Origin of the sequence: Pyxidicoccus trucidator, assembly GCF_010894435.1 — a bacterium.
Taxonomy (GTDB): domain Bacteria; phylum Myxococcota; class Myxococcia; order Myxococcales; family Myxococcaceae; genus Myxococcus; species Myxococcus trucidator.
In genome coordinates, this window is sequence record NZ_JAAIXZ010000024.1 from 142406 (window position 1) to 164552 (window position 22147).

At 69.5% G+C, this 22147-nt stretch carries 20 protein-coding genes; 4 read left to right on the forward strand and 16 right to left on the reverse strand.

The features are described from left to right. Position 1: 1 nt before the first annotated feature. The 9 genes from G4D85_RS42800 to G4D85_RS42840 form a co-directional block, all read right to left on the reverse strand. Entirely contained in the window at positions 2-667 is a 666-nt protein-coding gene (locus G4D85_RS42800) for a DUF7986 domain-containing protein (RefSeq protein ID WP_164020096.1), read from the reverse strand. A gap of 16 nt (positions 668-683) precedes the next feature. Continuing rightward, positions 684-1808 carry a glutamine-hydrolyzing carbamoyl-phosphate synthase small subunit gene (gene carA / locus G4D85_RS42805; RefSeq protein ID WP_164020051.1) on the reverse strand — a complete coding sequence of 375 codons (1125 nt, stop codon included), beginning with the start codon at positions 1806-1808 and terminating at the stop codon, positions 684-686. Then, on the reverse strand, positions 1808-3121 hold the full coding sequence (locus G4D85_RS42810) for a dihydroorotase (RefSeq protein ID WP_164020052.1): 1314 nt from the start codon (positions 3119-3121) through the stop codon (positions 1808-1810). The genes carA and G4D85_RS42810 overlap by 1 nt, the downstream gene beginning before the upstream one ends. Then, complete coding sequence (locus tag G4D85_RS42815; RefSeq protein WP_164020053.1) at positions 3118-4011, reverse strand: aspartate carbamoyltransferase catalytic subunit; 894 nt, start codon at positions 4009-4011, stop codon at positions 3118-3120. Before G4D85_RS42815 ends, G4D85_RS42810 begins: the two co-directional genes overlap by 4 nt. 124 nt (positions 4012-4135) lie before the next feature. Continuing rightward, entirely contained in the window at positions 4136-5398 is a 1263-nt protein-coding gene (lepB, locus tag G4D85_RS42820; protein ID WP_164020054.1) for a signal peptidase I, read from the reverse strand. Between the two features lie 3 nt (positions 5399-5401). Next, entirely contained in the window at positions 5402-7213 is a 1812-nt protein-coding gene (gene lepA / locus G4D85_RS42825; protein WP_164020055.1) for a translation elongation factor 4, read from the reverse strand. A 303-nt stretch (positions 7214-7516) separates the two neighbouring features. Beyond that, complete coding sequence (locus tag G4D85_RS42830) at positions 7517-8461, reverse strand: NAD-dependent epimerase/dehydratase family protein (RefSeq protein WP_164020056.1); 945 nt, start codon at positions 8459-8461, stop codon at positions 7517-7519. Positions 8462-8530: 69 nt separating this feature from the next. Next, positions 8531-9499, reverse strand: a complete 969-nt coding sequence (locus G4D85_RS42835; RefSeq protein WP_164020057.1) for a UDP-glucuronic acid decarboxylase family protein — start codon at positions 9497-9499, stop codon at positions 8531-8533. Positions 9500-9513: 14 nt separating this feature from the next. Further along, a complete protein-coding gene (locus tag G4D85_RS42840) occupies positions 9514-9693 on the reverse strand; it encodes a ribbon-helix-helix domain-containing protein (protein ID WP_164020058.1) in 180 nt (59 codons plus the stop codon). A 93-nt stretch (positions 9694-9786) separates the two neighbouring features. Here G4D85_RS42840 and G4D85_RS42845 point away from each other — a divergent pair, with 93 nt between their 5' ends. Beyond that, positions 9787-10422, forward strand: coding sequence for a hypothetical protein (locus G4D85_RS42845; RefSeq protein WP_164020059.1), 636 nt, complete (start codon positions 9787-9789; stop codon positions 10420-10422). A gap of 28 nt (positions 10423-10450) precedes the next feature. On the opposite strand, the gene G4D85_RS42850 is transcribed toward G4D85_RS42845, so the two are convergent. The 6 genes from G4D85_RS42850 to G4D85_RS42875 form a co-directional block, all read right to left on the reverse strand. Beyond that, complete coding sequence (locus G4D85_RS42850; protein ID WP_164020060.1) at positions 10451-10813, reverse strand: cupin domain-containing protein; 363 nt, start codon at positions 10811-10813, stop codon at positions 10451-10453. 27 nt (positions 10814-10840) lie between these two features. Next, positions 10841-11755, reverse strand: coding sequence for an SPOR domain-containing protein (locus tag G4D85_RS42855; protein ID WP_164020061.1), 915 nt, complete (start codon positions 11753-11755; stop codon positions 10841-10843). Positions 11756-11889: 134 nt separating this feature from the next. Further along, positions 11890-12327: an integration host factor subunit beta gene (locus G4D85_RS42860; protein ID WP_164020062.1), complete on the reverse strand. Its 438-nt coding sequence runs from the start codon at positions 12325-12327 to the stop codon at positions 11890-11892. A gap of 79 nt (positions 12328-12406) precedes the next feature. Further along, on the reverse strand, positions 12407-13186 hold the full coding sequence (locus G4D85_RS42865) for a hypothetical protein (protein ID WP_164020063.1): 780 nt from the start codon (positions 13184-13186) through the stop codon (positions 12407-12409). 27 nt (positions 13187-13213) lie between these two features. Beyond that, a complete protein-coding gene (gene mnmA / locus G4D85_RS42870) occupies positions 13214-14260 on the reverse strand; it encodes a tRNA 2-thiouridine(34) synthase MnmA (protein WP_164020064.1) in 1047 nt (348 codons plus the stop codon). A 208-nt stretch (positions 14261-14468) separates the two neighbouring features. Further along, positions 14469-15737, reverse strand: a complete 1269-nt coding sequence (locus G4D85_RS42875; protein ID WP_164020065.1) for a CCA tRNA nucleotidyltransferase — start codon at positions 15735-15737, stop codon at positions 14469-14471. 338 nt (positions 15738-16075) lie between these two features. Between G4D85_RS42875 and G4D85_RS42880 the strand changes: the two genes are divergently transcribed. From G4D85_RS42880 to G4D85_RS42890, 3 genes are all read left to right on the forward strand, one after another. Beyond that, positions 16076-17185 carry a right-handed parallel beta-helix repeat-containing protein gene (locus G4D85_RS42880; protein WP_164020066.1) on the forward strand — a complete coding sequence of 370 codons (1110 nt, stop codon included), beginning with the start codon at positions 16076-16078 and terminating at the stop codon, positions 17183-17185. A gap of 129 nt (positions 17186-17314) precedes the next feature. Then, the gene (locus tag G4D85_RS42885) at positions 17315-18196 is read left to right on the forward strand and encodes an NAD(P)-dependent oxidoreductase (protein WP_164020097.1); all 882 of its coding nucleotides are present in this window, start codon (positions 17315-17317) and stop codon (positions 18194-18196) included. 176 nt (positions 18197-18372) lie between these two features. Next, entirely contained in the window at positions 18373-20436 is a 2064-nt protein-coding gene (locus G4D85_RS42890; protein WP_164020067.1) for an MSCRAMM family protein, read from the forward strand. A 29-nt stretch (positions 20437-20465) separates the two neighbouring features. Here the strand turns inward: G4D85_RS42890 and G4D85_RS42895 are convergent, their stop codons facing one another. Further along, a complete protein-coding gene (locus G4D85_RS42895; RefSeq protein WP_164020068.1) occupies positions 20466-21986 on the reverse strand; it encodes a cysteine peptidase family C39 domain-containing protein in 1521 nt (506 codons plus the stop codon). Positions 21987-22147: the final 161 nt, after the last annotated feature.

The following is a 22147-nucleotide window of genomic DNA, read 5'->3' on the forward strand; positions in this document are numbered from 1 at the left end:
CTCAGAGCACCTTCTGCTCGAAGTCGTAGATCTTCTCCACGGGGAGCTGGCGGTAGCGCTCCACGTTGAGGGCGCGGCGGGCACACTCCCAGACGAGCTCGTTGGGGGTGCGTGCCGGCTCCTTCTTCTTGCGGCGCTTCACCTCGGCCTTGATGGGCTTCACGGCCACGCGCGGGTGGTAGCAGAAGGCGGAGGAGAACAGCAGGTGCCCGCCGAAGGGGAGGAGGCGGGCCTCGATGATGTCCCCCGTCTCCAGGCCGGCGATGTGGCGGCGCTCCGTCACGTCGAAGTCCTTGCCGGAGTACAGCTCGCGCAGGCGGACCTCGCCCTTGCCCAGCTTGCGGACCTCGAAGAGGCCGTGGACCGTCTCCGTGAAGCTGCGGAAGGCGTTGGCCTCCTCGGGCGGAGCGTTGGCCAGGCGCTGCTCGTACAGCTCCGCGGCCGGCGTCTTGCCGGTGAGCGGAGAGACGCGGTCATAGAGGTAGTAGTCGAGGAAGGACGCCATCCTCAACTCGAAGAGCTTGTCGTCCTCGAACACCTCTCCCGTCAGGCGGAAGTAGTCCGCCTTGGCGGCGAGGAGGTCCTCCTTGCGAGGCTCCGCGCTGCCGAAGGCGATGAGCTGATCCAGATACGGCTGATACGAAAGCGGTGACAGCGGCGAGTCCATAGGGCGGTCTGCCATCCTACTCCGCCATCAGCTTCGCGAACCGGCCGAAGAGATAGCGCGCGTCATGCGGGCCGGGCGAGGCCTCGGGGTGGTACTGCACGCTGAAGGCCCGAGCGTCCGGGACGGCCAGGCCCTCCACCGTGCCATCATTCAGGTTGATGTGCGTGACGACGGCCAGGCCCTTGAGGCTGGCGTCGTCCACGGCGAAGCCGTGATTCTGTGCGGTGATCTCCACCTTGCCCGTCGTCAAATCCTTCACGGGCTGGTTTCCGCCGCGGTGGCCGAACTTCATCTTGTACGTCCGGCCGCCCAGGGCCAGGGCCATGATCTGGTGGCCGAGGCAGATACCGAACACCGGCACCTTGCCCAGCAGCGCCGCCACGGTGCGGTCCGCGCCCTTCACGGCGGCCGGGTCCCCGGGGCCGTTGGCCAGGAAGACGCCGTGCGGCTTGCGCGCCAGCACCTCGTCCGCCGTGGTGGTGGAGGGCACCACCGTCACCCGGCAGCCCTGGTCCACCAGGAAGTGGAGCATCGACTTCTTCAGGCCGTAGTCGTACGCCACCACGTCGAAGTGGAGCTTCGCCTCGGGCTGCTTCTCACCCACGCCGGTGAACACGTCCGGCGACGGCGTGGTGAAGGTGTACGGCGCCTTCGTGGACACGCCGGTGGCCAGGTCCAGCCCCTCCATGCCGCGCGCCGTCTTCGCGCGCTCCACCAGGGCGGCGGGGGACAGCCCCTCGCTGGAGATGACGCCCATCTGCGCGCCGTGCGTGCGCAGGTGGCGCACGAGGCGGCGGGTGTCCAGGCCCTCGATGCCGGCGACGCCGTTGCGCTTGAGGTACGCGTCCAGGGACTCCTTCGCGCGCCAGTTGGACGGCTGCTCCGTCAGCGCGCGGACCACCATGCCCACCGCGTGGACCTTGGAGCCCTCTTCGTCCTCCGGGTTGGCGCCGACATTGCCCATCTCCGGGTACGCCATGGTGACGATCTGCCCGACGTACGAAGGGTCCGTGAGGACCTCCTGGTAGCCGTACATGGTCGTGTTGAAGACCACCTCGCCCACCATCTCGCCGACCGCGCCAAAGGCCCGGCCCTCGAAGGTGGTGCCATCCGCCAGCGCGAGCACTGCCTTCTTCGTCATCACCGCGACTCCTTGCCCGGGCCAACCTGGCCGTTCTCGAACACCTTGCGACCGCCGACCCACGTCTGCACCACGCGTCCCTTCTGCTTGCGCCCGTGGAAGGGGGTATTCCGGCTGCGGGAATAGAACCGGTGGGCGTCCACCGTCCACTCCTCCGTGGGGTCCACCACCGTGACGTCCGCCGGGGCCCCGGGGGCCAGGTGACCGCCCGGCAGGCTGAACGCCTGGGCCGGCCCGTGCGTCAGCAGCTCCACCGCCCGCGTCGCGGTGAGCACGCCCGCGTGGACCAGCTCCAGCGTCAGCCCCAGGGCCGTCTCCAGCCCGACGATGCCGTTGATGCCCTTCTCGAACTCCACCAGCTTGTCCAGCACGCCATGCGGCGCGTGGTCCGTGGCGATGGCCTCCACCGTGCCGTCGGCAATCGCCTCGCGCAGGGCCTGGACATCCCGGTCCGAGCGCAGCGGGGGCGCCATCTTCGCGTGGGTGTCGTAGTCCCCCACCGCCCGGTCATCCAGGATGAGGTGGTGCGGCGTCACCTCCGACGTGACGCGCAGGCCGCGGCGCTTCGCCTCGCGGATGAGGCGCACGCTGCCCTCGCAGGACACGTGGGCCAGGTGCAGCCGGGCGCCCGTCTCCTCCAGCAGCACCAAGTCGCGCGCCACCATGGCCACCTCCGCCGAGGCGGGGATGCCGCGCAGGCCCAGTCGGGTGGACGTGGCACCCTCGTGCATGGCGCCGCCGGCGGACAGCGTCAGGTCCTCCTCGTGGACCATGATGGGGACGCCGAACTGGGTGGAGTACTGGAGCGCGCGCCGCATCAGCGCCGCGTTCATGACGGGGCGCCCGTCGTCGGTGATGGCCACGCAGCCGGCGGACACCAGCTCGCCCATCTCCGCCATCTCCTCGCCCTTGAGGCCCTTGGTAATGGCCCCGGCGGGGTACACGTGGCAGAGGTTCGCCGCGCGGGCGCGGGACAGCACCAGCTCCGTCACCATGCCGTTGTCGTTGACGACCTTGGTGTTGGGCATGGCCACCACGGCGGTGAAGCCGCCCGCCACCGCGGCGCGGCAGCCCGTGAGGACGGTCTCCTTCCCCTCCTCGCCCGGCTCGCGCAGGTGCACGTGCAGGTCGATGAAGCCCGGCACCACCCACTTGCCGTTGGCGTCGACCACCTCGGCGCTGGCGGGCACTGGCAGCGGAGCCTCGGAGACCTCCACCACCTTGCCGTCGCGCACCAGCACGTCGCGCACGCCGTCCACACCGTTGCGCGGGTCGATGACGCGGCCCCGCCGGAAGAGCACCGTGGAGCTCATGACGCGCATACCTCCAGGATGGCCCGCCGCACGGCCACGCCGTTGGACACCTGCTCCAGGATGACGCTGCGGGCGCCGTCCGCCACCGACGGAGCAATCTCCACGCCGCGGTTGATGGGGCCCGGGTGCATCACCACCGCGCCCTCCTTCATCCGCTCCTCGCGGGCCGCGTTGAGGCCGAACAGGCGCGAGTACTCACGCGTGGACGGCAGGAAGTTCTCGCTCATCCGCTCCAGTTGCAGGCGCAGGCACATGACTGCGTCCGCCTGCGGCAGCGCCGAGTCCAGGCTGTGTGTCACCTCCGCGCCCATCGCCTCCAGCCCTGGCGGCATCAGCGTGGGCGGGCCGCAGAGCACGACGCGTGCACCCAGCGCCCGGAGGCAGAGCAGGTTCGAGCGCGCCACGCGACTGTGCATGATGTCGCCGAGGATGAGCACCGTGCGCCCGTCCAGCGAGCCCCACCGCTGACGCAGCGTGAAGGCGTCCAGCAGTGCCTGCGAGGGGTGCTCGTGGGTGCCGTCACCGGCGTTGATGATGGCGCAGCGCACGTGCTTCGCCACCAGGTGCGGCGCGCCCGAGGACCTGTGCCGCATGACGATGACCGTCGGCCCCGTCGCCTCGATGTTGCGCGCGGTGTCCAGCAGCGTCTCGCCCTTGGAGACGGAGGAGCCCGTCTGGGTCCAGTTCATCACGCTCGCGCCCAGGCCCTTGGCGGCCATGTGGAACGAGGTGCGCGTCCGGGTGGAGTCCTCGAAGAAGAGGTTCGCCACCACCTTGCCACGCAGGATGTTCGTGGCGTCCGGTCTGCCGGGCAGGTGCGCCTGGGCTCTGTCGAGCAGGGCTTCCAGCTCGTCCCGGCGCCAGCCTTCGATTCCAAGGAGGTGTCTCATGGCCGGGGGCGCCGCGTACCCCGCGCCGCACGGCGCGTCAAGCACCGTGCGTGGAACGCCGGGTCGCCTGACTTCCGGGTGTGCGTCAGCGGACCGGCAGGCCGGTCGCTTCCGGGGGTGTGCTTCAGCGGACCGGCTCGAAGAAGCGGTCCACCCGCAGGCCGGTGCCGCCGAAGAGGCCGTGCAGCAGGCCCTCGTAGCCCAGCGACAGCCACACCACCATGGCCTTGCCCTTGATGTGGCCGTACGGCACGTACTCCGCCTTGCCCCGGCCGGTGACGCCCAGGCCATGGCGGCTGTCCGCGCTGTTGTCCCGGTTGTCGCCCATGACGAAGACGTGCCCCGGGGGGACCTCGTAGGGGCCCTCGCGAGCGGGCATGTGGGCCAGCGTCTGCAGCGCCGCGTGCGTCACCCCGGACAGGTCCTCCTCGAACAGCGCCTCGGACTGGTCGTACCAGCGGCCGTCGTCGGTGATGTTGTGGACGACGTAGTCGGTGGAGATGACCTTGCGCGTCTGCGGCTTGCCGTTGATGTGGATGACGCCGTCGAGCACCTCCACGGTGTCACCGGGCAGCCCCACCACGCGCTTGATGTAGTCCTTGGACTCGTCCACCGGGTTGTTGAAGACGATGACGTCTCCGCGCTCCGGCTTCCGGACGATGACGAACGGCACCACGTTGGCGAACGGGACGCGCACCCCGTAGATGAACTTGTTGACGAAGACCTGGTCGCCAATCTGCAGCGTGGGGAGCATGGAGCCGGACGGAATCCGGTACGGCTCCACGATGAAGGTGCGGATGACCAGGGCGATGAGCAGCGCCTTGCCGAAGCCGCCCACGAAGTCCATGGCGGACTGCTTGCGGAACGGGCCCAGGTGCTTCGCGGTCAGCTCCTCCAGCCCCTTGAGCTCCTCGCGCATCCTGTCGGCGTTGCCGTCGATGGACGCCGTCTCCACGCGCAGCGCCTGCTCGGTGATGCGCTCGGGCACCTGCGCGCCCAGCTTCTCCCGCACGTGCGGCTTCTGGAGGATGCGCTCGTTCTCGGCGATGAGCTCGCTGGCCTCGTGGCGCAGCCCGCGCAGCGCCTTCTCCTTGGGGGACGCGTTGCGCCACACCAGGAGCACGACGAAGCAGGCCACCATCAGCAGCCCCAGCCCCTTCATGAGCGGCTGGGCCCAGGCGGCCGCGGCAGGCGCGAACTCAATGAGGATGGTGTAGGGGACGAACGCCAGGCCGATGATGCACAGCGGCGCCCACAGGCTGGTGAGCAGCTCGCGCCACACCAGCAGGCGGCGGGCGCGCAGCTGCTCCGGCGAGCGGCGCGCGGCCATGGCCGCGGCGAGCTTCACGGGAGGCGTCGGGGTTGCGGAGGGAGTGGCCGCGTTCATGCGCTACTGCTCCGATTTGAGGACCGCGAGGAAGGCTTCCTGCGGGATCTCCACCGTGCCCACCTGCTTCATGCGCTTCTTGCCCTCCTTCTGCTTCTCCAGGAGCTTGCGCTTGCGGCTGATGTCACCGCCGTAGCACTTGGCGAGCACGTTCTTGCGCATGGCGGAGATGGTTTCCCGCGAGATGATCTTCGCGCCAATCGCCGCCTGGATGGCCACCTCGTACATCTGCTTCGGGATGACCTCCTTCAGCTTCTGGCACACCTCGCGGCCGCGCAGGTAGGCGCGCTCGCGGTGCACGATGACGCTCAGCGCGTCCACCGGGTCCCCGTTGATGAGGATGTCCAGCCGGGCCAGGTCGGACTCCATGTACCCGGCCAGCTCGTAGTCCAGGCTCGCGTAACCGCGCGACACGCTCTTCAGCTTGTCGAAGAAGTCGAACACCACCTCGGCGAGCGGCATCGCGTACGTCACCTGCACGCGCTGGCCGCTGCTGCCCAGGTACTTGATGTCCTTCTGCACGCCGCGCCGGTCCTGGCACAGCTTGAGGATGGCACCCAGGTGGTCGTTGGGGACGTGGATGTGGCAGGTGAGGAGGGGCTCCTCGAACTTCTCGATGTTCTGCACCGGCGGCAGCTTGGCCGGGTTGTCCACCAGCATCACGTCACCCTTGCCGGTGGTGATGCGGTACACCACGCTGGGCGCGGTGGTGATGAGGTTCAGGTTGTACTCGCGCTCCAGGCGCTCCTGGACGATCTCCATGTGCAGCAGGCCCAGGTAGCCGCAGCGGAAGCCGAAGCCCAGCGCGGTGGAGGACTCGGGCTCGTACGTGAAGGCGGAGTCGTTCAGCGTCAGCTTGGCCAGCGCGTCGCGCAGGTTCTCGTACTCCGCGGAGTCCACCGGGAAGATGCCGGAGAACACCATCGGCTTCACTTCCTTGAAGCCGGGGAACGGCGCTTCCGTGGGACGGGCCTCCTCGGTGACGGTGTCGCCCACCTTCGCGTCCTGCAGCTCCTTCACGTTGGCGACGAGCACACCCACCTCGCCGGCCATCAGCTGCTGCACCGGGCGAGAGAAGGGGCTGAACACGCCCAGCTCCTGCACCTCGAAGACCTTGTTGTTGCTGAAGAGCTTGATCTTCTGCTTGAGCTTGAGGGTGCCTTCCAGCACGCGCACCAGCGTCACCACGCCCCGGTAGTTGTCGTACCAGGAGTCGAAGATGAGCGCCTTGAGCGGGGCGTCCGGCGAGCCGCTGGGGGGCGGCACGCGCGCCACCACGGACTCGAGGATCTCCTCGATGCCGATGCCCTCCTTGGCGGAGGCCGGCACCGCGATGGACGCATCGATGCCGATGACGTCTTCAATCTCCGACCGGGTGCGCGCCACGTCCGCGCTGGGCAGGTCGATCTTGTTGATGACCGGGATGATCTCCAGGTCGTGGTCCAGCGCCATGTAGACGTTGGCCAGCGTCTGGGCCTCGACGCCCTGCGACGCGTCCACCACCAGGAGCGCGCCTTCGCACGCGGCCAGGCTGCGGCTCACCTCGTAGGCGAAGTCCACGTGTCCCGGCGTGTCGATGAGGTTGAGGACGTACTGCTTGCCGTCCTTCGCGGTGTAGTTCATCCGCACGGACTGGGCCTTGATGGTGATGCCCCGTTCCCGCTCGATGTCCATGTTGTCGAGGAACTGGGCCTGCGCCTCTCGCTTGGTCAACGTCCCCGTCTTGTCGAGGAGACGGTCGGCCAGCGTCGACTTTCCATGGTCGATATGGGCGATGATGCAGAAGTTGCGGATGTGCGCGTTTTCAGCCGGCATTTTCGGGGCGCTCGTCGGAAGAAGCGGGCGTGAGTAACACCGAACCGCGCGAAAATCTACGCGCGAGCGCCCGCTGGACGAGCAACCCGCCAGGGGAGCCCGTTTGTTCCCCAGTCACCATGAGCGCCCGCCCGGGCGAATGCACGCCCCCCGCACCGAGCAGCCCCCGTCTGGCTCGTGGGAAGGGAGCAAGGCCTCTCCGGAAAGCCGACCCGCGCCGGGCGACCTGCCAGGGAGGAGCGGGAAGCACCGCACACCCTGATGGCTTCGCCCCAGCCAGAGGCCGGGGCGAGGCCCCTGCCCTCAGCCGTGGGCGCGGGAGGGCAAGCCGGCCTTCTCGCGGAAGAAGGCGATGGTGCGGCTCAGGCCCTCGCGAACGTCCACGGTGGGCTCCCAGCCGAGCACCTTCTTCGCCAGGGCGTTGTCGATGCAGGAGCGCAGCTGCTCACCGGGCTTCGCCGGCGCGTGCGCCACGGCGGCGGTGGAGCCAGCGGCCTCGGCCAGCAGCGCGTAGAGGCGGTTGATGTCCGTCTCCACGCCGGTGCCGATGTTGATGGCGCCCACGTAGTCCTTCTCGAAGGCGAGCCGGTTGGCGCGGGCCACGTCCGGGCCGAAGACGAAGTCACGCGTCTGCTTGCCCTCGCCGAAGATGGTGCAGCCCTGGCCGGCGATCAGCCGCTGGCTGAAGATGGCCACCACACCGGCCTCGCCATGCGGGTTCTGCCGGGGGCCGTAGACGTTGGCGTACCGCAGGGCCACGTACGGCAGGCCGTACTGGGCGCGGTAGTAGCCGAGGTACAGCTCGCCGGCCGCCTTGGACACGCCGTACGGAGACACCGGACGCGTCGGGTGGCCCTCCGGCGCGGGGAAGACATCCTGCTCGCCGTAGATGGCGCCGCCGGTGGAGCTGAAGATGACCTTCTTCACCCCGGAGACGCGCGCAGCCTCCAGGAGGTTGAGCATGCCGCGGATGTTCACGTCCGCGTCGAAACCCGGGTCGTCCACGCTGCGGCGCACGTCCATCTGCGCCGCCAGGTGGCAGAGCACCTGCGGCTTCTCGGCCTTGATGATCTCCGCCGCCTCGCGGCTGCGGATGTCATGCACCGCCAGGCGGACGCGCGGGTCCAGGTTCTCCCGCTTGCCACCGGACAGGTCATCCAGGGCGATGACCTCATGCCCACTTCGCAGGAACTCATCGCACACGTGCGAGCCGATGAAGCCCGCACCACCCGTCACCAGGACTTTCACGCTTCCTCCCGCCACCCATCCGTGTGGCCGCAGTGTCTACAGGGATTCAAGAATCAAGCCGCCGGCAACCTATGCCGTGGGCTTCACTCCGGCAACCTCCCGGAAATAGGCAATGGTCTCCTTCAGACCGTCTTCCAGGAGCACCTTCGGCTCCCAGCCCAGCAGCGTGCGGGCACGGGTGATGTCCGGCTGCCGCTGCTTCGGATCATCCTTGGGCAGGGGCTTCTCGATGATCTTCCCGCCGCCGCCCGCGGCCACGCGCACCGCCTCCGCGAACTGGCGGATGGTCATCTCGCGCGGGTTGCCGACATTCACGGGGCTCGTCTCGTCCGAGAGCATCAGCCGCACCAGCCCGTCCACCAGGTCCTTCACGTAGCAGAATGAGCGCGTCTGGCTGCCGTCGCCGAAGACGGTGAAGTCCTCTCCCTTGAGCGCCTGGCCCACGAAGGCCGGCACCACGCGACCGTCGTTGAGGCGCATGCGCGGACCGTAGGTGTTGAAGATGCGGACGATGCGCACCTGCACGCCGCGGCTGCGGCCGTAGGCGGCGGTAATCGCCTCCGCGTAGCGCTTGGCCTCGTCGTACACCGAGCGCGGGCCGATGGGATTCACGTTGCCCCAGTAGTCCTCGCGCTGCGGGTGGACGAGCGGGTCGCCGTACACCTCGGAGGTGGAGGCCATGAGGAAGACGGCCTTGTTCGCCTCGGCCAGCTTCAGCCCGTTCTCCGTGCCGATGGAGCCCACGCGCAGCGTCTCCAGCGGCAGCTCCGCGTAGTCGATGGGCGACGCCGGCGACGCCATGTTGAACACGTAGTCGACGGGGCCCTTCACGGGGATGCCCTCGACGATGTCCGCCTTCACGTACTCGAAGCCCTGGCGCCCGGTGAGCGTGCGCAGGTTCTGCTCGCTCCCGGTGATGAGGTTGTCCACCGCGACCACGGACGCAGCGCCGTCGTCCAGCAGCCGCTCGCACAGGTGAGAACCGACGAAGCCCGCACCGCCGAGCACCACCACCCGCTTGCCACGAAAGCTCTTCACGTCACGCCTCTCTCTCACAGCTCGTCGAAGGTCACCTGACCGGGGAGCTGAGCCTTGTACTTCTCGAGTACCAGATCGATGCCCTGGCGGATGTACTCGGCCACGGGAACCTTCGTCTTCTGGTTCAGCGCCTTGAGGAGCTCGTTCTGCTCCGGAGTGATGTAGATGGTGGTGCTGATCTTCTTTCGGGCCATGGCGATATGTGAAAATATATGAAGTGACGTGTCGCGCGAAAGCCTCTCGTGCACGCGGCGAGGCCCCGCCGCAGCGCCCCACCGGAGTCCTCCATGCCACAGTCCAAGCGTCTGTTCTTCCTGGGTTTTCTGGCCGCGGGGGCCCTGGCCGGCTGCGCGGGCGGCAAATCGGCGGAGCGTGGCACGGGGGCTGAAGGGGCGGCCGCGGCGGGCCGGACGACGGGGGAGCCCATCCAACCGGGGCGCTCGGGCGACGAGCGGGTGGCGGAGCAGGACGTCAACGGCGACGGGAAACCGGACGTGTGGACGTACACCGTGCGCGATGAGAGCGCGCCCGAGTCGGACGGCTACCGCCGGGTGCGCCAGGAGCTGGACCTCAACTGGGACGGCCGCGTGGACCTGACGCGCTACTTCGACGCCAACGGCGATCAGACGCGCGAGACGCTGGACCTGGACTACGACGGCAAGGTGGACGCCACCTACTTCTTCGAGAAGGGCGTCAACACGCGCCGCGAGCGGGACGTCAACGGCGACGGCCGCGCGGACAGCTTCACCTTCTACGAGGGTGGCACGCTGGTGCGGAAGGAGCGCGACACCAACACCGACGGCAAGGTGGACTACTGGGAGTACTGGGAGGGCGGCCAGGTGGACCGCATCGGCGAGGACCTGGACGGGGACGGCACCGTGGACAAGTGGACCCGCAACCCCAACAACGCGGCCCGCGAGTAGGACGCGGACCGCGCGGGACAGTCAGCGGCTACGGCTTGCTGGTGCCGGTGCGGCCGTACGAGTCCTCCAGCCGCACCACGTCGTCCAGCTCCGGGGTGCTGACCTCGAGGATGTTGCAGTCGGTCAGCGCCACCATGCGGTGCTTGGTGAGCGGCTTGATGTGGTAGCTCTCGCCGGGGTTCATCTCCCTCTCGATGAGCCCCTGGCCTTCATCGACGACGAAGAGCAGCTTCCCGCTCTGGACGTGGATCGTCTCGTCCTTCTGGTTGTGGAACTGCAGGCTGAGCTTGTGGCCCTGCTTCACGTGCAGCAGCTTGCCCACGTAGCGCTCGGTGTGAGCCCAGATGAGCTCGTGTCCCCAGGGCTTCTCCACCCGCCTCGTCGTCGTCATGATGCTTACCGTCTTCCTCGCCCTGCTCTAGTTCGTGCCGGCCACGAAGGCGTCGAGCTGGGTCTCACGCTTGAAGTCTGCCAGATACCGGCTGGCCGTATCCTTGGAGGCGAAGCTGCCCATCCGGACGCGATACCACGTGCCCTTTCCGGGCACCTCGGCGGCCAGGATATAGGGGGCATAGCCCTTGTCGCGCAACCGGGCGGCGAAGCGGTCGGCCTCCTGGCGGTCCTGGGAGGCGGAGATCTGGAGGGTGAAGGCCCCACCCTTCACGGCCTGGGCGGGCGGCTGGGCGGCACGGGCGATGGCCTCCTTCAGCGTCCCACCCTCCTTGTTCGTGGTGCGCGTGGGGACGGCCGCGACTTCCACCTTGCCCGACACCGGCACGGCCTTGACCACCGGCTCCACCTTGACGGGCTCGGGCTTCACGGGCTCGGGCTTCACGGGCTCCGGCTTCTGGGCCACGGCGGTGGGCGCGGTAGGCGCGCTGGGAGCCTCGGCGGCAACGACAGTCTCGGCCTCCTCCTCGGGCTCCTCGGGGGGCAATTCGCCCGTGTCCGGGTCCGGGGTGGGCGCGAGCTTGGGGAGCGGCGCCGCGGCAACGGGCTTCTGAGCCGGAGCGGGCGCGGCGGCGGCGGGCTTCGGAGCCGGCTTGGGCGCGGCGGCGACGGGCTCGGCGGCGGCCTTGCGGGTCAGCTCGTCCTGGAAGGTGAGCGGCGAGTCCTTCTGCACGTCCTGGAGCGCCTGCGCATTCGCGTCCAGCGCGGAGAGCAGGTCCGGAGCGCTGGCCGTCTGGGCGTTGCCCGCCAGCTTCTTGCCGACGACGACTCCCAGGACGAAGACGGCGCCCATGACGACGATGCCGGCGATCAGCAGGCTGACGATCTGCCTGTTGTCCAGGGAGACGTCGAACTTCTCCTTCATCCGGTGGGCGTCACGCATGGCTTGGAAGTCCTCGGGCGCGGACGCAGCGGGCCACACGATTCCGTGTTGCGGCCTGTAGCGTCGGCATGGAGGGCAAGGTACGCCCCACCCCCGAACGGGTCAAATTCACGGAAGCGGTTCCTCTGGCGATGTCAACCCGTGGCGGGCGTGGCGAACGCGGACGTCGCGGACAGTGGCGGGGGGGCGAGCGAGCCAGGTGCTTCCGCGGGCGGGACGAGCGGCACGGCGGCGAGCGAGGTGAGCGCCTCGGCGGGAGGGGCGAGCGTCACGGGCGCGGGCTCCTCGGCGGGAGGCGCGTTGAGTCGCTCGCGCAGCTCCTTGCCGGCGGCGAAGGACAGCGTCCGGCGCTCGGGCACGGCGACGCTCTTCCCCGTCTTCGGGTTGCGGCCCGTGCGCGCGCGGCGCGTGCGGACGGAGAAGACGCCGAAGCCGCGCAGCTCGATGCGCTTGCCGGCCACCAGGGACCGACACATGCAGTCGAAGACGGCATGGACGATGGCCTCCACCTCACGCCGGGGGACGTGCGGGGCACGCGCCACGATGCGCTCGATGAGCTCACTCCTCGTCATCGCACACCTCTCAACCTGGAGGGACGGGCGACTCTACAGAAAGCAGGCCCGCCAGGACAAACCACCCCTCCCCGCGGGGCTAGCGGAAGCTGAGGTCCGCTGGGCCCTCCACCTCGATTTCCCGGCCCGTCACCGAGCGCAGCACCACCTCGGCGCCGTCTGGAACCAGCAGGCGCACAGTGCGGCCCAGCGGCACCTCGCGGTCCTCCAGCAGCACGGCGGTGGCGAGGTCGTCCGTCTCCGCCACCACGAAGCCGTCCTCCACGGTGGCCACCAGCCCGCCCTCCCCCAGCTCGCCCGCGTGGATGAAGGGCACCTTCGGCCGGAGCGGTGGCGGGGGCAGCGGCTGGCGGGGCCCCTCCTGCGCCGAGCCGGAGCCCAGCTTCTGGATGCCGTTGGGCGTGAAGAAGGCCACGAGGTATTCGGCGTTGCTGTAGGTGCCCTGCTGGGCCTGGGCGGACGCGGGCGTCACCTGCACCTGGGTGTAACGCGCGGCGACAATGCGCAGCGGAGGGGGGGCCTCCTGGACCTCGCCCTCCTCCCAGCGGCGGGAAGGCAGGTTGACGCCGTGGAGCTTCGCCTCGTCCGCGTCGCCGACCTCCAGCGTGTCGCCTTCCTCCAGGAAGCGCAGGCCGCCGCCGAAGTACTCGAGCACCGCGGGCCCGGTGGCGGTGAGCTGCTCATGCGCGAGGAGCTGGGCCCCGACGGCGACGGGGCGCTGCTCCTTGCCCTCGGTGCGCATCACCGGAGCGCCCGCGGCGAGCAGTCCGGCGATGGGCTTGTCCGAGCGCTCCTTGCACCCCGAGGCGAACCCCAGGGCGACGGCCACGAGCAGGCACTCCACCAGGCGCTGCGCCATGACCGGCTCCCTCGGGGTGACGCGGGGTCAGACGATCCAACCACCGCCGAGCACACGGTCCTGATGGTAGACCACCGCGGCCTGTCCTGGCGTCACGGCGCGCGCGGGAGCGTCCAGCTTCACGGAGACGAGCCCATGCGGGGACACGTGCACGCGGCCCGGAGCCCCCGCGTGGCGGTGGCGGATGCGGACCTCCACGGCCTGCTCGGGCGGGGGCGGCGCGTCCACCCAGTGGGGCTGGAGCAGGCCGAAGTTGTCCCGGCCAGTGCCCTCGGCGGGGCCCACGACGACGCGGTGGGACTCCGGCTCCAGGCGCTGGACGTAGCGCGCCTCGCCGCCGCCCAGGTTGAGGCCCTTGCGCTGGCCCACGGTGTAGCGGTGGATGCCCTGGTGCGTACCGAGCACCTGGCCCTCGGTGTCGACAATCTCGCCCGCGGGCTGGGGCCCGGCGACCTTCTCCACGAAGCCGGCGTAGTCACCGTCGGGCACGAAGCAGATCTCCATGCTCTCGGGCTTCTGGCTGGTGACGAGGCCATGGCGCTCGGCGACGGCGCGGACCTCGGCCTTCGTCAGGTGACCCACGGGGAAGTGGAGGTCGCGCAGCTCATCCTGGCCGAGCGTGAAGAGGAAGTAGCTCTGGTCCTTCGCGGTGTCGACGGCGCGGCGCAGGACGTAGCGGCCGTCCACCTCCTCCACGCGCGCGTAGTGGCCGGTGGCCAGGCGGGCGCCGAGCGCGCGGGCGCGCTTGAGGAGGAAGTTGAACTTCACGTCGCGGTTGCAAGCGACGCAGGGGATGGGCGTGCGGCCCCCGAGGTAGGACTGGACGAAGGGGTTGATGACGCGGTCCTGGAAGATCTCCTCCGCGTTGGCCACGTAGAAGGGAATCCCCAGCGACTGGGCCACGGCCCGCGCGTCGTCGATGTCGTCCGGGCTGCAGCAGCTCCCACACTTCGCCTTGCCCTCGTAGGACCAGACGCGCAGGGTGATGCCGATGACCTCATGGCCCTGCTCCTTGAGCAGGGCGGCGGCGGCCGAGGAATCCACCCCGCCGCTCATGGCTACGACGACTCGCATGGTGCTCCTTCCTACACGCCCTGACGTCCGGGCGCACGCGGGAGGACGCCCGGGCGGCCCCTTTCCCGACATGCGCCCTCGTAGGGGAACATCCGGAGCCGGGGGTGGACCGCTCCGGACGTGTCGGTAGACCCGGACGAGGCTGCTCCCCTGCCCCACCGCCAGCGGGCTCAGCGCCCGGCGCAGGCCCATCAGCAGCGGGCCGGGCTCAGCGTCCGGAGCGGGCCTGCCAGTCCTTCAGCCGGGCCTTCAGCGTGTCGGCCGTGTTCAGGCCCGGGTCATCCAGCACGGACTCCAGGAGGAAGCGGGTGGCCTCGCCGACGATGGGGGACGGCCCCACGCCCAGGGTGGCCATGATGTCGCCTCCCGTGAGCGCGAGCTCCTTCGCGCTCAGCGGAGGCTTCGCGGCGGCGAGCGCCTCCAGCCGGGCGAAGAGGGCTTCGACCTCCGGCAGCCGGTCCGGCTCGCGGACCTGGACGCGGGCGCGGACCACGGCAATCAACTGCGGGAGCTGCGGCAGTCCCACCCGGGCCAGGAGCCTGCGGAGCGCGGGGTCCGACTCCCCCACCCGCGCCTCCAGTTTCGCGTGCTCCACGAGGATCGCGACGAGGTCGGCGACCTTGTTGGGGAACTTGAGGCGCAGGCCGATATCACGGGCCTGGGTGCGGTCCACGAGGTCCGCGAGCAGCACGGCCATGCGGACCTCCACGTCGACGGGCGAGGCCTGCACGGCGGCGCGCGCCTGGCGGGCGGCCTCGGGCGTCGCGCGCGCCAGCTCGGGCAGGAAGACATCCAGCAGCCCGGTGGCCGCGAGCAGCTCCAGTCCCAGCTCGGCACGGGGGGTGTGGAGCAGCTTCACCAGCTCGTCATGGATGCGCTCGAAGGCCACCTTCCGGAAGACGGAGAGCGTGGTGGGGATGGCGTCACGCGTCGCCGGGTCCAGGGAGAAGCCGAGCACCGCGGCGAAACGCACGGCTCGCAGGGGGCGGAGCCCGTCCTCGGAGAAGCGCTCCAGGGCCGACCCCACACAGCGGATGAGCTGGGCCTTGAGGTCGGATTGCCCGCCGAAGGGGTCCACCAGCTCGCGGTCCACCGGGTTGTAGGCCATCGCGTTGATGGTGAAGTCGCGGCGGGACAGGTCCTTGACGATGTCGCGCTCGAAGGCGACGGAGCTGGGCCGGCGCCCGTCGTGGTAGTCGCCCTCGGAGCGGAACGTCGTCACCTCCACGTGGGTGCCACCCTGGACGACGGTGACGGTGCCGTGCTGGATGCCGGTGGGGATGACCTTGCGGAAGGCGCGTTGGACTTCCTCGGGCAGCGCGCTGGTCGCCACATCGAAGTCCTTGGGGGGCACGAGGCGCACCATGTCCCGGACGCAGCCGCCCACGAGGTACACGGCATGGCCCAGCTCGCGCAGCCGGGCGATGACCTCGAGCACGGGCTTGGGGATGTCTGCGTTGTGGAGGTTGGCGATCATCGATTCCGCGTTGTATCGGTGAGCCTCGCATAATCCAAGCCCGGGGCGTCGCCTTCCAGGGAGCGCCGGCGAGGCGCCGACCCGGGTCGAATCCCGCCGACGTCTCGGAGGCGTCGTTTGGTGAGCAGGACCTTCCCGCTGGACGTGGGCGCGTGCGTGAGGTGTGGGGCAGGCGGAGGGCCTGGGAGTCTGTCTTTCCCCGCAGGCAAAACGTCAGCGTCGCGAAGCTGACACCCTGCCCGGGGGCAAGCTGTGCACGAAAGCCTCGCGTCTCCATGTTCCCGCGCTCGCTCGACGGGCATTTCATTGCCATGTCAGGCAATGGACGGGAGGCACTCATGTCCAGACAGACACTCCAGCTACTGGCCCTGGTGGGCGCAATGTTGTTTCCGCCCCTGGCGAAGGCTGAACCCCAGGCGGAATGGAAGAGGACGCTCTTCGTCGCCAACAACGCAATTGACAGTAGGACTTGTGGCTCGAGAGCCCAGCCCTGCCGGTCCATCAGTCAAGCCATCGAGAATGCTCGTCATGGAGACCGGATAGTCGTCGGCCCCGGCCGTTACGGAGACTTGAACGCCGACGGCGACTTCAGCGACCCCGGCGACGAAGCGGCCGAGGTGTTGACGGGGTGCAGGTGCATGATCCTGATCGACAAGCGCCTCCAGATAGAATCGACGGACGGCGCGAAGGCCACCGTGCTCGATGCGAGCGGGGCCGTGCTGGATGTCGTCAACATCACCGCGAACGGCGTCATCTTCGGCGGAGATGGGAAGGGCTTCACCGTGACGGGGGCGCGCATGGTGACCGACGATGACGGTCTCGGACTGGATATCCTGGCAGCTCGCGACGTGCGTGTGATTGACAACATTGCCCAGGGGAATCAGGCCACGGGTTTTCGCATCAATGGAAACCGTCAAACGGCCAGGGACAACTTCTCCATCGGCAATGGGACGGGATTCGACTGCGGGTCTGATGCGGAAGGAAACACCATCAAGGACAACGTCGCCCTCGCCAATACCGGCTACGGCTTCGCCATCTTTGGCTTGAATGACTCAATCGTGGAGAACAGGTCCATCGGCAACAAGGGCATCGGGTTCCTGCTCCTCTCCACGGACGCCTCGGGGTTCGAGTTCAAGGAGAACGAAGCCATCGGCAACAGGGGGCCGGGGGTCTGGGTGCAGGTGGGCGCGAACTTCAGGCTCCGCGGGAACGCCTTCTTCGGCAACCTGGGCGAGGCGACAGCCATCTTTCCGGCGGTTCCCAACTGTGGCGTGGGCAATGACTCCGGCAACACCGTCGACGCGACCCGCAACTACTGGGGAGCCCCCACCGGTCCCGGCCCGGACCCGGCCGATGATGGGGGACGGGGGACCGTCTGTGACAGGAATGGCAGGACGCTCGTGACGCCCTTCGACCCCACGCCGAGCCTGCGTCACCTCGCTCCCTGATGCGCATTTGAGCCACGTGGATGCGCTCCTTCCTGGAGCTGGAGCACCTCCGCCAGAGAGGATGGCTCACGGCTCCATGAGCCACATGGGCTACAGTCGCTACCCACTATCCACCTCCCGGAGATGAAGATGGCCCCCAGCAGTCCTTCAAAGCTCGTGGTGATCGGCACTGGCCTCATGGGCAGTGCACTGGCGCGAGCCTTCGCGGCGGCGGGGCACGACGTCGCGGTCTGGAATCGGACTCCCAGCAAGGCAAAGGCCGTAGGCGGTGGCACCACCGCGTTCGAGAACCTGCTCGAGGCCGTATCGGGCCGGGAGCTCGTCGTCGTCTCCGTGTCCAACTATGCCGCCAGCTTCGAGCTGCTGTCCGCGAAGGGCGTCTCGGCGGCACTTGCCGGAAAGACGCTCGTCCAGCTCACCAGCGGCTCACCGGCGGACGCTCGCTCGGGGCTGGAGTGGGCACGGGCACACGGCGTGGACTACCTGGACGCCGCGATACTCGCCTACCCGAGCTTCGTCGCCACCGACTACGCGACGGTCTTCTACGCCGGGTCGCGAGCGGTCTTCGACCGGCACCTCGAAACGCTCCAGGCGATCGCCAAGAACTCCACCTACGTCGACGAGAAGATTGGCTCCGCCGCGACGCTCGACTGCGCGATTCTCGAAGCCTACTACGGGGGCTCCCTGGCGTTCCTCCATGCCGCGGCCATGTGCAAGGCGGAAGGTCTCGACCCGAAGGCCTTCTTCGCCCAGAAGAACTCCTTCCTCGGCTTGATCTCCGTCACCGCCGACGCCGCGCAGGGCATGGTCGAGAGCAACGACTTCTCCGGCGACCAGTGCAGCCTCAACACCCACGTCGCGGCCATCGAGCACATCGTCCGGCTGAGCACCGACGCCCGCATCAGCGCGCGCTTCCCGAAGGAACTGCTCGACAACTACAAGCGAGCCGTCAGCGCGGGACTGGGGACCCAGGAGCTGCCAGCCGTGTTCCGGACCCTGACGCAGGACTGACGCTGGCGGGGCGGAGCCGACGCAACGGGGACGCTCTCAGTAGCAGGCGCCGCGCTGGAGCCCCTACCCACCAGGCAGGGGCGCCACACGCTCCGCGCGCTTCGGGTTATCCTTCCGGAGCAACGATGGCCCTCCGATTCGCGCGCGGTGCGCTCTGGCTTCTCCCCTTGGCGCTCATGACGGTTGCCCATGCGGGCACACCGCCCGCGCGCGGCTCCCGCGTCATCGAAGGCGTCGCTGTCGCGAGCACGGGGCCCGTGGCCTCGGTGAAGGTCCGCGCCACCCATGGAGGGCGCGTCGTTACCACCCGCACCGACGCGCACGGCCACTTCGTGCTCCGCGGCCTGTCCGACGGCTGGTGGACCCTGACCGCGTCCCGAGGCTCCGAGGTGGGAGAAGTCCAGGCAGCGCCAGGGGCAGAGGGGCCGCGCTACGTGGTGCTGGAGCTGGGCCTGCCCAGGACCGTGCGCGGCGTCGTGCGTGCCGAGTCGGGCCTGCCCGTGCTCGGAGCCCGGGTGGAGGCGGGCCTCCAGGGCGTGGACGGACTGCGAAACCCCCGCGAGTACCGCACCGCCAGCAACGGACGGTTCGAGCTTGCAGTGGCGGGCTTCTCTCCGATCGCGGTCCAGGTGAGCGCTCCAGGGTTCCTTCGCCAGCAAGTCACCGAGGCGTCGCCCACCGGGGAGTGGGACGTGGTGCTCAAGAGCTCGGTGGAGCTGCGCGGCAGGGTCACCGACAGCCGAGGCGCGCCGGTGAAGGGCGTCCGGGTTCGTCTCAAGCGGTACGGGCAGACGTCGTTCTCCAGGACCTTCTCCGGCCATGACTCGCTCGCCACCCTGACGGAAGGTGACGGCACCTTCGCCATCGGGGGTCTCCAGCGAGGCCGGTACAGCTTCCTGCTCGAGCATCGGGCCCACGCCTCTCTCATCGGAGACGTGGAGGTCCCCTCCTCCGAGGTCCGCTGGGCGCTCCCGGAGGGCGTCCGCGTCTCCACCACCGTCACGGGTAAGCGCGGTGCGCCCGCGACTGCCACGGTGTCCTTCTCCGGACCGCTGGCGGACCCGGCCAACTTCCCCTCGGAGCGAACCGTCGAGACCGACGCCGCGGGAGGCGCGGTGCTCGAGGGCCTCGTGCCCGGGACCTACCAGGTGACGGCGAGCCTGCGCTCTCGCGCGGAGGAGCGGTCCATGTCCCGCAGGGTCCAGGTCTCCGCCGACGAGCCGGCCCTGGCGCTGGACTTCCGGAGTCCCCACCCGCTCCGAGGGCGTGTCGTCGACGCGCGCGGGCGTCCCGTGCGGGGCGTACGGCTGTCACTCCGCCACGAGGAAGAAGCGAGGGCGGGCTTCTCGGTGATGCGCCGGAGCATCGACGGCACCTTTACCTTCGACAGCCTTCCTGAAAGAGCGCTGACGGTGGTGGCCTGGAAGGAGGGCTACGAGCCCGTCTCCACCGAGGTCCGGGTCCCCGCTTCGGCACCGCTCCGCCTTGTGCTGAAGCGGCAGCGGAGCGTCCCGGTCTCTGGCCGCGTGATGGATGCGCGGGGCCGGCCCATTCGCTCGTTCAGCGTGAACGGCACCCAGAAGCGGCACGCGAAGGGCCGCTTCTCGATGCCGGTGCCGCCGGGCGCGGAGGCGGTCGTGCTGCGCATCTCCGCCGATGGCTTCGCCCCCAGGCTTCTGACCCTCGATCCGCGTGCCCCGGCGTCGCGGAAACTGGGGGCCGTCCGGCTCGACAAGGGCAGGACGCTCACAGGGCGCGTGGAGACCCCGGAAGGCTGGGAGCTTGCCGGAGTGGCGGTCCGGTGCAGATGGCCCGGCGCGCCGACACACCGGGATCCGAGTGCCTGCCACGGCGAGACGCTCCCGGATGGGAGCCTCTACCTCGTCCACGTGCCGGCGGAGCCGGTCATGCTCGAGCTGGACTCCCCGGACTGGCCACTGACACGGATTCTCGTGCCCGAGGGCGTCACGGAGGCGCGGGTACGGCTGCCTCATGGGTTGACGGTGCGGGGCACCGTCAAGGATGCGCGCGGGCTACCACTGGAGGACGGCGACGTCCGCGTGGAGGTGAAGGGGGAGGCGCACTTCGCACCCATCCGTCCCGACGGGACGTACGTCATCCGGGTATCGCCAGGGCGCGGCTCCATCCAGGTCGTCAACCAGCGGGGCGAGCCGACGACCTTCGAGGGGGCGGAAGGACAGACGGCCCGGGTGGACCTGATGGTGCGGAGCGAGTCCTGACAGGCCCGCGCGCTTCCCGTGACGCCCCGTCAGGACGCAGCCGGCAGGGAGGACGGGCTGACCTCAATCATGCCCATGCCCTCGTCGAGGTAGGCCACCAATTGCTCGCGGGTGACCTCGATGGCCCCGTTCGGGGACAGCGGGTCGTTGATGAGGTAGTTCCCCTCGGGCGTCGTGCCTGAGACCACGACCCAGTGCGGGAAGTTCTTCTTACCGTCCTCCAGGTAGTCCGCGGTGGAGGCCCCCCAGGCTCCGGAGTTGAACGGATGCCCGCCGGCGATGACGGGGTTGCCCGCGGCCAGCGCCGCGTCGATGGCGTCCATGCTCGCCGGGGCGTGCACGGTCGCGGTGGCACCCAGCCCCCGGAGCGAAGTGGCCAGCTGAATCACGTCCGTGGTGCGGCTGGAAGAGGTATCCACCCCGGCGGCCAGGTCCCGCGCATTTTCGATGGCCGCATGCGCGCCCTCGGCCGTCGGGGGGGGCAGCTCGCCGACCAGCGAGGCCGAAATGACGACGGACGCGGGGCCGCAGTCGTCGTAGCCGTCCCACTCGGGAGCGCTGTTGTAGTCATCGCCCGTCAGCACGCCATCGACGTAGCGGCCACGCTGGGTGACGTGGTGCTCGTTGGCCTCCGCGAGGCTGGACACGGTGCCGGTCTCCACCTGGGGGCGCGGCTGGCCGTCCGCGCCGGTGACGGTCTTGTTCCCCGCCGCGTCAATCGCGATGGAGCCGTTCTCGAACGTCTGGACGAAGCCACCGCCCTCGGCGGGCAGCAGCGGCGTCACCGCCGCGCCCAGCTCGGGCGTGGCCAGCCCCGCCACCGAGCCGCTGGTCTGGATGTCCGCGAGCCGTCCCTCGTACACGAAGGCCGTGCTCCCATCCTGCCGGCGCACCTCGTACCAGGTGCCGTTGGCCTCCGAGTCGAGCGCGCCGTCCTCCTCGTTGCTCAGCTCGCGCAGCACCTGCACCGGCTCGTTCCCCCGGGCCTCCTCCATGCGGACACCCGAGGCGTTGAAGAAGCCGCCGCCCGTCGTGACGTTCTTCCACTCGGGGTCATCGGCCACCGCCACGTTGGCGGCGGCCCCCAGCCCGAGCTGCCGGAGCGCGGCGTCACGCTCGGGCCCGGGAGGAATCGCGAGCGCGGCGCGGGCCCGGTCCGCGGGCACCGTGGCCTCGCGTTGGTAGTCGGGGTGGAGCGCCAGCCACTGGCCCAGCGTCTCGTAGCGAATCTGCGGCGCGTTGGGATCTCTCACGGAGCCGTCCGGCGCCAGCACCAGCGCATGCCCGCTGCCGTCCCGCCGGTCATCCAGCAGGACGAGCGAGTCTCCCGGCCGGGCCATGGACACCGCGGACTCCAGGCAGTTGCGCTGGCCGTCCCCCAGCACCTCTGTCCGGAGGGTGGTGGGCCTGGCGGAGTTGGAGCGGGGCGACTCGAAGGTATCCGCCGTGTTGGACTGGACCCGCGGCGGCGGCGGCGGCGGAAGCGGCGGCGTGGGCGCCGCGAGCGGAGCAGTCTGAGCGAGGGGCTTGGAAGAGATTCGGAAGGTCATGGGGCTTTTCCTGTGGAGCGGGTTCAACCGTTCGACAGGACGACCCGTGCGCATGTCGCATCCGCGGCCATTTGACCGATGAAGGGCCGGGATTCCGAGGGGTTGCGGGCGCCCGAACCGAGGGGTTGCGGGCGCCCGAATCCGGCATCAGGGTCAAGTGC